Genomic DNA, 10,466 nt, shown 5'->3' on the forward strand with positions numbered 1-10,466 from the left:
TATGCCACGCACCTTATTAATTTTTTTACGTTTTTTGGCATCACCCCTCCAGCGTTTTTCCCCAAAAACCTGGGAGGCTGTCAAGAATTTTGCCCACCCCCGGGTGGTGACCATGCTCTTTTTCGGGTTCAGCGCAGGGCTTCCCATTCTGCTGATTTTTTCCTCCCTGTCCCTTTGGCTTCGGGAGGCAGGTATCCAGCGGTCGGCAGTCACTTTTTTTTCCTGGGCTGCCCTGGGGTATTCCTTTAAATTTATCTGGGCCCCTTTGGTGGATCAGATGCCCATTCCCGTGATGACCCGGTGTCTTGGCCGGCGCAGGGCCTGGATACTCCTGGCCCAGATCTGCATTGCAGCAGCCATTTTTGCCATGTCCATGATTGATCCGGCAAAGGCAGAGGCCTCTTTATCTTTGATGGCCCTGGCAGCCGTGGCATTAGGTTTTTCTTCGGCCACCCAGGACATTGCCATTGATGCCTTTCGCATTGAATCGGCAGGCGAAGAACTCCAGGCCCTGATGGCTTCGGTGTATATTGCCGGATACCGCATCGGGATGCTGGCCGCAGGTGCCGGTGCCCTGTTTCTGGCCCAGATCAAAGGCTCATCCCCGGGTGCTTATGATTACACGGCCTGGCGCATGGCCTACCAGATCATGGCTGGGCTGATGGCCATTGGCATGATCACTGTGTTTGTGATTAAAGAACCTGACATAACGGTCAAACAAGCAAATCGATCCCGGACCACGGATCATGCCCGGTTTTTTATTCTTTTTTTAGTGTCTGCCGCAGCCTTTGTGGGATGGTTCTATTTTTCATCCGGGATCGCATCAACATTAGAGGAACAGGTGCTTTCTGTCGTGAAAAACCCCTCTGGCGCCGGATTTATCATTGAAACCGTACGGCTTGCCGCGGGCCTTTGTGCAGCGCTTCTGGCCGCACGGGTGATGGTGGTTCTGAAGGTGGCGGATATGGAAATGATCCGGTCTGCCTATGTCGAACCTGTATCGGATTTTTTTTCCCGGTACGGTGCAGGCCTGGCCTGGCTGCTTCTTGCACTTATCGGCCTGTACCGGATTTCGGACATTGTTCTGGGTGTTATTTCCAATGTCTTTTACCAGGACATGGGATTTTCAAAAATTCAAATCGCAAGCATTGTAAAAACCTTCGGACTGTTCATGACCATTGCCGGCGGTTTTCTGGGGGGCACCCTGTCTATCCGGTTCGGGGTGATGCGTATTCTTTTTGCCGGGGCATTGCTGTCAGCGGTTACAAATCTTTTATTCGTTCTGTTGGCCTGGACCGGTCCGTCCCTGCCCATGCTCTACCTTGTGATTTCCGCGGACAACCTGGCAGGCGGTCTGGCCGGTGCTGCATTTGTGGCCTTTTTATCCAGTCTGACCAATGTCCGGTTCACCGCCATCCAGTATGCCGTATTTTCGTCATTAATGACCCTTGTACCCAAGGTGTTTTCCGGATATTCCGGAACCATGGTGGACCAACTGGGATACCCTGTGTTTTTCACCGTGACTTGCGTGATGGGTATCCCGGTTCTCATCTTAATTTTGATCTGCGGGGTTCGGCTGCAGGTGTCTCGGCTGCAGGGGTCAATGAAGCAAAAATCCTGATCACCCTTTAAGACAGGGTTTGCGTGCGGCAGCCACCTCATCCAGCCGTGTCACCTTGGGAAGATGGGGCGCTGATTTCAATAATTCCGGGGTCGAAGCTGCCTCTTTAACAATGGCTTTTACCGCCGCAATGAACTGGTCCAGGTCATCTTTGGATTCGGTTTCAGTGGGCTCCACCATAAAGGCTGCATCCACCACCAGGGGAAAATATACCGTGGGGGGATGAAATCCGTAATCCAGAAGACGCTTGGCCATATCCATGGTGCTGATATGGTACTCTTGAACGCTTTTGTCCGTAAATACACATTCATGCATGCAGGGCCGGTCATAGGGCAGGTCCAGGGTGGTTTTAAGGCTTTCCTTGATGTAGTTGGCATTGAGCACGGCAAGCTGGGAGGCACGCTTTAAGCCGTCGCTGCCCATGGACAGAATATAGGCAAAGGCCCTGACCATGACGCCGAAATGACCATAAAAGGTGTGCATCCGGCCGATGGTGTCGGGAAAATTTGTAATAAAGGCGTAGGTGCCGTTCTTTTTTTCAATCCGCGGCACAGGCAGAAAGGGAGTCAGGTCCCGGGTCACGGCCACCGGGCCGGAACCGGGTCCGCCACCGCCATGGGGGGTGGAAAAGGTCTTGTGAAGATTTAAATGAAGCACATCAATGCCCAGTTCGCCGGGCTTGATGATCCCCATGACGGCATTCATGTTGGCACCGTCTCCGTAGACAAGGCCGCCCTTGGCATGGACAATGTCACAGACCTCTTTGATGTTTTCCTCAAACAGACCCAGGGTGTTGGGGTTGGTGATCATGATGCCGGCGGTATCTTCGTCCATGGCCTCGGCAATGGTCCGGGGTTCCAGTATCCCTTTGGAACCTGACTTGATATTCACGGACCGGTACCCGCAAAGGGTTGCGGACGCAGGGTTGGTGCCATGGGCCGTGTCCGGGATCAGGATCTTTGAACGTTGTTTCCCCTGTTTGGCGTGCCAGGCATGGATCATGAGCATGCCGGTGAGTTCCCCATGGGCCCCGGCAGCCGGCTGCAACGTGACAGCGGGAAATCCCGTGATCTGTCCGAGCAGTTGCTCCAACTCATACATCAGTTTTAAAGCCCCCTGGGAAAATTCATCCCCGGCCAGGGGATGGGCAGCGGCAAATCCTTTACGGGCGGCCTGGACCTCATTGGTTTTGGGATTGTATTTCATGGTGCAGGATCCCAACGGATACATGCCTGAATCTATACAAAAGTTCCATTGGGACAGGCGGGTAAAATGGCGGACAACATCCAGTTCGGACAATTGCGGAAGTTTTGGGGCATCACCGGTGAGTGCCGGATCAAGATCAGCTCTTGGCACATCGCTTTTGGGTATGGAGATGCCGCATCTGCCTTCCCGGCTTTTTTCCCACAGTTCAGGTTCGTTAAAGATAAGGCCGCTTGTGCCTGGCTGTGTCATGATTTCAGCTCCTTTGCCAAAAGGTCCATGGCCTGTCCGGACACGGTCTCCGTGGCACAGAAAAGATAATGGTCTGCCATGTCAGGGTAATAGAGTTCAAGGCAGATCCCTGCAAATAAATTATGTTTTTCGGCCAGTTCCCTTCGCCTGGCCGCAAATCCGGCCGGGGCTTTAAGAACAAATTCATTGAAAAAAGCACCGTCATAAACAGACTCAAATCCGGCACCCACCAGTATGTTTTTCAGGTAAACAGCCTTGTCATGATTGAGCCGGGCAATTTCCCTGATCCCGTTTTTTCCTGCTGCGGCCATATAGATGGCTGCGGTCATGGCGTTGAGCCCGTTGTTGGAGCAGATATTGGAAGAGGCTTTTTCCCTGCGGATATGCTGCTCCCTGGTGGCAAGGGTCAGTACATACCCCCTGCGGCCGTTGGAATCGGTGGTTTTTCCCACAAACCGGCCGGGAAGATTTCTCATCATTTTCTGTGTACCGGCCAAAAGGCCGAGCCCGGGACCGCCAAAGTTTTTGGCCATGCCAAGGCTCTGGCCTTCTCCGGCCACAAGATCGGCGCCCAAGCATCCCGGACTTTTCAGCAGACCATATGCCAAAGCCTCGGTAAATGAGGTAATGAATACACAGTTTTTTTCATCGGCACAGGCTTTGAAATGGCCGAGATCTTCGATGTTTCCCAAAAAGTTAGGGGACTGAACCGCCACCCCTGCAATGCCATCCATGGCTTTAAAGGCTTTTGCATCTGTCAGGCCGTTTTTGTCTGCCGGTATGTCAACCATTTCATATCCGGATGGATGAAGATAGGTTTTCATGATCTGGCGATGGGAGGGATGAACAAGACTGGATACGGCAATTTTATTTGCCTTTTTTGATTTGTGAAGGGCTATCAATGCGCATTCTGCCAGGGCAGTGCCGCCATCGTAATGGGATGCCGTAGCAACATCCATACCTAAAAGCGCTGTAACCATGGTTTGAAATTCATAGATCCCCTGCAGGGTGCCCTGGCTTACCTCGGGCTGGTAAGGGGTGTAGGCTGTCATAAATTCGGATCTGGAAACAAGGTAGGGCACAATGGCAGGAATATGGTGATCGTAGGAACCGGCGCCCATCAGGCATGTATATGACCTGCATGCCGCGTTTTGTGAACAAAGCGCCTCCATGGTTGCATTCAAATCCCATTCGCTCAACGGGTCCGGCAGGTTCAAGCCGGTCTTTGTTTTTGCAGAATCGGGAATGGTTTCAAACAGCTGATCCAGGCCGTCGTGGCCGGTTACAGCCAGCATCTGGTCGATGTCCTGTCTGGTATGCGGCAGATAACGCATGGTATTTATCCTTTCAGCATTTCTAAATATGCGGCCTGGTCTTTAAGGCTGTCCATTTGGGACAGATCGGCGGGTTTAATTTTGACAAGCCAGCCCTTGCCGTAGCAGTCGGTGTTGACAAGCTCCGGGGCATCTTCAAGTTCTGAATTCACCCCAACGATTTCACCTGCAATGGGCAGAAAAATTTCAGAGACCGCTTTAACGGACTCCACGCTGCCAAATTCGTCTCCCTGGCCAAAGGTGTCACCGATTTCGGGCATTTCCACAAAAACAATTTCGCCAAGCTGGTCCTGGGCATAGTCAGAAATGCCCACACTGACCAGGTCGCCTTCAATCTTTGCCCATTCATGGTCATCGGTATACTTAACGTCTGATGGGAAATTAAGCGCTTCTATTGCTTTCATAATCGTCTCCTTTTTAGTGTTTGAATGGTGCCGGTGTTTGGACGAAAAGTTGCCCAGGTGCAAGGCGCATAAAAATTTAAAACCGGAGCAACCTCGAGGTTGTGAGGATTTTAAATTTTTATGCAACGCCGCAGATGGGTGACTTTTCGTTCAAACACTATTGGAAGTTTTTGATTGCAAGCCTTGCTGTCCTGTCCGGCCGAATGTCGGAAACCAGCCGGACATCTATTTTGCGTTTGCCTTCGGCAAGGGTCAGCCGGGTACCCATGTCAAGGGGCTGGTTTACCATGACAAATCCGCAGGCAAGCCCTTTTATTTTAACACCCTGGGGCAGGTTTGGCGTATTGATGCTGACGATTCGGTCTTCATGCCAAAAGATCCCCATGTCTGTCGCGCAGGTCAGAACCCTTCCGATATCTTGGCCCTGTCCGGTGAGAACCCGGCTGGCATCGCCTGCTGCCACCTTTCTTAAAGAGTCTCCGGCAAAGGCATAGGTAAAGGATGGCTGTTCCAGATTTATTAGACTTTCGGCCCCTAAAAATGTCTTGGTAAACTGCCGGGTACCTGCCTTAAAGGGCAGGGCAAACTCCCAGGGGTGGTTGATAAAGGGGAAATGTCCGATATCCTGGTGGGACAGGGGCAGGCATGCACCGGCCCGCAGGGAATCCCGGGCACCCAGGCCGCATGGCATCAGGCCATAAGGGGTGCCTGCGTCCAAAAGATCACACCACAGGTTTTCAACTTTATCGGGCGCAATGAAAATTTCAAAACCAAATTCACCGGTGTACCCGCTCCTTGACACAATGACAGGGGTACCGTCCACAAGCCTCACCCCATTGGGGGCGTCAGGGTCCAGATCCCCCTTAAAGGAAAAATAGGGCATTTTGCCAAAAACGTCTTCTTTATCCCTGACCAGGCCTGACACAATTTTCAAGGCATTTTTCCCCTGGACATCCAGTTTGGCAAGCTGCTCTGATAAATTGATTATTTCTACAGATTTTCCGCCACTGTGCAAAGTCAGATGCCCGGTGACCATTGCCCCCATACCTGCATTCACACAAACCATGAAGCGCAACTCAGAGAATTTATAAACAATGGCGTCATCAATGCAGTGTCCCAGGTCATCTAAAAATGCGCCGTAGACACATCTGCCGGGCAACAGGTCCCGGATCTGTCTTGTGAAGCAGAAATCAAGCAGGGCAGGGGCGTCTTTTCCCTGTACCCGGATACAGTCCATATGGGATGTGTCGAACATGCCCGCGGATTTAAGCACGGCAAGATGCTCGTTTTTAACCCCTGAGTCATACCATAGCGGCATGTCAAATCCGCCGAAATCAGCCATATTGGCTCCGGCATTCCTGTGCCATTCATTTAATGGTGTTTTTTTTAGATTATTGGTCATGACAGCGCCCCTTTTCTATGGCATATTTAATGGTATATTTTAAAAAATGTACGGCACCTTCAGGTTATATGATTTATAAACCACAAAGGTTTCAACGGAATCTATCCCGTGAATTTTTGAAATTTCATCGGTGTAAAATTCAAGCAGATCAAATCCTTCTTTGAACAGAACCTGCACCATGAGATCATATCGGCCTGTGACCACGGACACGGAAATGACGCCTTTCAGGCGGCTGATCTCCTCTCCTTTTTCCACCAGATTTGTCTCGGACAGCTTAATGCCCACAATTACACTTCTATGGCCCGGCAGCATGGCCGGGTCCACAAGTCCGCAGAACTCAAGCACGCCTTCTTCCTGAAGCTTGAGAACCCTGGCCCGGACAGTATTTTCAGTAACGCCCAGCTTGTCGGCTATTTTTTTGAAGGGTTTTTTACCGTCTTTGAGTTCTCGGATGATACTGATATTGGTGTCATCAATTTTCATTTTTCTCTTTTTATTGCGTATGTTATTTTACCACGAAGAATACGAAGTTCACGAAGATATCAGCATACTATACTTCGTGTTTTTCGTGACCTTCGGGGGTTTAATCTGAACGTATTTTGACTTTATGATATTGAAGGTGCAGAGTCAAATATAAAAAATAGATTTTTAAGAATTTAAAGAAATATTTGGAAAAAATTTATGAAAGCATATATATTCTATTTAAATTCTAATATAATTTGCAATTATAAATAATCAGCATTTACAAGGATGCATATGGCTGAAAATATCATCATCATCGGCGCAGGCCCCGGCGGTTACGTTGCCGCCTTAAGAGCAGCCGGCCTTGGGGCCCGGGTGACCTTGATTGAAAAAGAAAATCTCGGGGGAACCTGCCTGAATCACGGCTGTATCCCGTCTAAAATAATGAAAAATTCAGCAGACCTGCTGCTCGATTGCCTTAAGGCCGGCAGTATGGGGATTAAGATCTCAGGTACGGTCAGCCCTGACATCCGCGCTCTGATGCAACGAAAGGAAACCGTGCTCGAAAGCCAGAGAAAAGGGCTTGCAGGACTTCTTGAAAAGGCTGGGGTAAATATTGTCATGGGCCGGGCGAAAATTGTCTGCCCGGGAAAAGTTGCGGTGGTATCTGACCGGGAACCGCCCATATCCGTGGCGTACGACAAGTTGATCATTGCAGCCGGCACAGTCCCCATGAATGTTCCGGCTTTTCCCTTTGACCATGAAAAAATTTTGTCTTCCAATGATATCCTGTCCCTGGATTACATACCAACGTCTTTAACCATTGTGGGCGGCGGGGTGATCGGGAGTGAATTCGCTTTTATATTCAGTGCCCTTGGCTGTCAGGTGACCATTGTTGAGGCCATGGACAGGGTCCTTCCTTTACCGGGCGTGGACGCGTCCTGTTCAAAGCTGCTGTTGCGGGAGATGAAAAAACGCAGGATTAAAGTGCTTACGGATACAATTGTGACACGGGCTGAAAACAAAAGCAGCGGTCTTGATATTTTTCTGGGTGCCAGTCCATTCACCCAGTCCGCCGGAAAACTGAAAACGCAAATTGTTCAATCCGATGCCATGGCCGTGTGTATCGGCAGAAGTTCTTTGGCAAAAGAGCTGGGCCTTGAAAATATCGGCCTGGAAACAGACAAGGCCGGATGGATTGCCGTGAATGAATATATGCAGACCTGTGTTGACAACGTTTACGCCATTGGTGATATCCTCGGCCCTGCCCATGTGATGCTGGCCCATGTGGCATACCATGAAGGCCTTGTGGCCGCAGCAAATGCCTGCGGGCAAACAGGGACGTCCAAAATCGCCATGTCTTATGATGCTGTGCCCGGGGCCATTTTTACCATGCCTGAGATAGGCACGGTGGGATTAACAGAACAACAGGCCCGGGAACAGGGCAAAGAGATTGAAACGGCCGTTGTAAATTTCAGGGTCCTGGGAAAAGCCCATGCCATTGACCAGATTGCAGGAGAGGCAAAGATGATTGTGGAAAAGGGGTCAGGCAAGGTGCTCGGGGTTCATATGACAGGCCCCCATGCAACCGATCTGATTGCCGAGGCCGCCCTGGCCATCCGCAAAGGGCTGACCGCAAAGGACCTGGCGCACACCATCCATGCCCATCCCACCCTGGCTGAAATCATGGGGGAAACAGCCTTGAAAATATTGGGAATCCCGCTGCATGGATAACCCTTGGATACTCTAAATTGTTTTTTTATTTATTTATTGTTAAAATCTGTACAAATTTTATAAAGTTCCAATTCAACAACGCTTTTTTAAAATACCGGGCAGCAAACAATGACGGAAAACATAAATGTTACCAATCCCATTGGAAGCGTAATCAGTCTTACGGGTCAGGCCCAAGCCACCAACTCGGATGGAACCCGGCCACTCTCCATCGGCAGTGATATTTTCAAGGGGGATACCATCGTCACATTTGAAGGCAGTCAGCTTCAAATTGATTTTGAAGATGAAACGTCTTTGTCCCAGGGCGCAGACAGCCAGTCCACGATTAGTTCCTACATATACAATCCTTCTAATGCTTCTGCATCCACCTTGCTGTTTGAAATGACAAAAGGCGTATTCAGAACCGTTACCGGAGAGATTGCGGATCAGAATCCGGATAATTTCAAGTTGAAATCCCCTCTGGCATTGATCGGTATACGGGGTACCGTGGTGAACTGTGATATTCAGGATGGATTTGAGTCCATCGGTGTTGAATCCATCGGCGTCGGCCATATCGTGGTGGTCCAGGATGCTATGGGCAATATTGCGTTTATCAGTGACCCTTTGCAGATTTTCGATATTATTCAGAATCAACCCCTGGGATCTTCCCGGGATATGACCCGACATGAGTTGAATAACTTCCAGCGACTGGCGCCCAACACCATCGACCTGGACTCGAACTACCAGCATGAGTTGAACCTGCGGCTGGATGCGGCCCAGGCCGCAGCAGAGGCGGAACAAGCGGAGGTGGCTGCCAACGCCGCTCTTGAAAAGGCGGATCAGGAAGCAGCCGAGGCAGAAGCAGCAGCCCAAGCCCAAGCTGAGTCTGAGGCAGACGCTGAAGCGGCGGCCCAGGCCGTGGAAGAGGCACAAGCCGCTTTGGAAGAAGCCCAGGCGGCAGATGATGCTGCAGCAATTGCCATTGCCGAAGTCCGGCTTGATGCCGCAGCAGAGGCGGCAAGGCTGGCAGCGGTGGAAGCTGATGCGGCAGCCATGACAGCACAAAAAGAACTTCAAGATGCGCAATTGGCGCGACAGGACGCCCAGGCCACTTTGGAGTTGAAAATAATCAAAATGGCTGAAGCCGAGAGCCTCTATGCATCGCTTGATCAAGCGCCTAAAGGGCTGGAACCTAATGGGGAAATTGATGGAATAACTAATCAGAATTCAAACAACAACACTGATACCGTCGTGGGGCTCTTGGAAGTGAACGAGCTCGGGGATATCAATTTTTACGAGGCAGATACAGAAAATCAGAGCAAAAGAGAAGACAGTTCCGAAGGTCAGGCTGAGCCGGATACGACAACGCAAACCAATACAGCTCCTGTGGCAAACAACGATACCGCGAGTGTGGGTGAAGACGGCAGCATCATCGTGAATGTGCTGGGTAATGATACGGATGGGGAAGGGGATGCCATGACGGTGGTATCTGTCACGAACGCGTCCAATGGAACCGTGTTCCTCAATGAGGATAACACCATCCTGTACACGCCGGACCGCGATTTCAACGGAACGGACAGCTTCACCTATACCGTTAGTGATGGTAACGGCGGTTTGAACACCGCTGTTGTGACCCTATCGGTGAACCCTGTCAATGATGTCCCCATGGCTGTTGATGACATTGCCGTTACAGATGAAGATACCCCGGTTATAATTGACGTGCTCGCCAATGATACGGATGCGGATGGAGATTCGCTGGGCGTTCAGCGTGTGGACAACGTGTCCTACGGCAGTGTCTTGATCAATGACGATAGCAGCCTCACTTACACACCGGCGAGTGATTTTACCGGCACAGACACCTTTACCTACACGGTGAGCGACGGCAACGGGGGAACAGATACGGCCACGGTGACGGTGACGGTCAACGCGGTGAACTACCCGCCAATTGCAGCGGATGACAGCGCTGTTACAGATGAAGACCATTCAGTAACCATTGCCGTTCTGAAGAATGACAGCGATCCTGACGGGGACACGCTGAGCATCAGCAGCGTTGGCACACCATCCCATGGTGATGCCGC

The 10,466-nt window shown here is 50.8% G+C and carries 8 protein-coding genes; 3 read left to right on the top strand and 5 right to left on the bottom strand.

Features of this window, described 5'->3' with window-relative positions; genetic code table 11:
• The first annotated feature begins 1 nt into the window (after position 1).
• Positions 2-1,621 carry an AmpG family muropeptide MFS transporter gene (locus tag Q366_RS19505; RefSeq protein ID WP_035242551.1) on the top strand — a complete coding sequence of 540 codons (1,620 nt, stop codon included), beginning with the start codon at positions 2-4 and terminating at the stop codon, positions 1,619-1,621.
• Here the strand turns inward: Q366_RS19505 and gcvPB are convergent, their stop codons facing one another.
• The 5 genes from gcvPB to Q366_RS19530 all read right to left on the bottom strand — a co-directional run bounded on the left by gcvPB (position 1,622) and on the right by Q366_RS19530 (position 6,699).
• Complete coding sequence (gene gcvPB, locus Q366_RS19510; protein WP_035242553.1) at positions 1,622-3,076, bottom strand: aminomethyl-transferring glycine dehydrogenase subunit GcvPB; 1,455 nt, start codon at positions 3,074-3,076, stop codon at positions 1,622-1,624. It lies immediately after the preceding gene.
• Positions 3,073-4,410, bottom strand: a complete 1,338-nt coding sequence (gene gcvPA, locus Q366_RS19515; protein ID WP_035242555.1) for an aminomethyl-transferring glycine dehydrogenase subunit GcvPA — start codon at positions 4,408-4,410, stop codon at positions 3,073-3,075. Before gcvPA ends, gcvPB begins: the two co-directional genes overlap by 4 nt.
• 5 nt (positions 4,411-4,415) lie before the next feature.
• Positions 4,416-4,814 (bottom strand): glycine cleavage system protein GcvH, encoded by a 399-nt coding sequence (gene gcvH / locus Q366_RS19520; RefSeq protein WP_035242557.1) that lies wholly within the window; start codon positions 4,812-4,814, stop codon positions 4,416-4,418.
• Positions 4,815-4,971: 157 nt separating this feature from the next.
• On the bottom strand, positions 4,972-6,216 hold the full coding sequence (locus tag Q366_RS19525) for an aminomethyl transferase family protein (protein ID WP_035242559.1): 1,245 nt from the start codon (positions 6,214-6,216) through the stop codon (positions 4,972-4,974).
• A gap of 39 nt (positions 6,217-6,255) precedes the next feature.
• Entirely contained in the window at positions 6,256-6,699 is a 444-nt protein-coding gene (locus Q366_RS19530) for an Lrp/AsnC family transcriptional regulator (RefSeq protein ID WP_035242561.1), read from the bottom strand.
• Positions 6,700-6,972: 273 nt separating this feature from the next.
• Between Q366_RS19530 and lpdA the strand changes: the two genes are divergently transcribed.
• Together lpdA and Q366_RS20610 are read left to right on the top strand one after the other, a co-directional pair.
• The gene (lpdA, locus tag Q366_RS19535; RefSeq protein ID WP_035242564.1) at positions 6,973-8,412 is read left to right on the top strand and encodes a dihydrolipoyl dehydrogenase; all 1,440 of its coding nucleotides are present in this window, start codon (positions 6,973-6,975) and stop codon (positions 8,410-8,412) included.
• A gap of 108 nt (positions 8,413-8,520) precedes the next feature.
• The coding region (locus tag Q366_RS20610; protein ID WP_156968254.1) for an Ig-like domain-containing protein at positions 8,521-10,466 on the top strand (1,946 nt) is incomplete at its 3' end.

It is taken from the genome of Desulfobacter vibrioformis DSM 8776 (assembly GCF_000745975.1).
Lineage (GTDB): Bacteria > Desulfobacterota > Desulfobacteria > Desulfobacterales > Desulfobacteraceae > Desulfobacter > Desulfobacter vibrioformis.

What these genes read in the sequence shown, in the direction of transcription:
- Q366_RS19505 (WP_035242551.1), top strand. Translation starts at nt 2, where the DNA reads ATGCCACGCACCTTATTAATTTTTTTACGTTTTTTGGCATCACCCCTC.
- gcvPB (WP_035242553.1), bottom strand. Translation starts at nt 3,076, where the DNA reads ATGACACAGCCAGGCACAAGCGGCCTTATCTTTAACGAACCTGAACTG.
- gcvPA (WP_035242555.1), bottom strand. Translation starts at nt 4,410, where the DNA reads ATGCGTTATCTGCCGCATACCAGACAGGACATCGACCAGATGCTGGCT.
- gcvH (WP_035242557.1), bottom strand. Translation starts at nt 4,814, where the DNA reads ATGAAAGCAATAGAAGCGCTTAATTTCCCATCAGACGTTAAGTATACC.
- Q366_RS19525 (WP_035242559.1), bottom strand. Translation starts at nt 6,216, where the DNA reads ATGACCAATAATCTAAAAAAAACACCATTAAATGAATGGCACAGGAAT.
- Q366_RS19530 (WP_035242561.1), bottom strand. Translation starts at nt 6,699, where the DNA reads ATGAAAATTGATGACACCAATATCAGTATCATCCGAGAACTCAAAGAC.
- lpdA (WP_035242564.1), top strand. Translation starts at nt 6,973, where the DNA reads ATGGCTGAAAATATCATCATCATCGGCGCAGGCCCCGGCGGTTACGTT.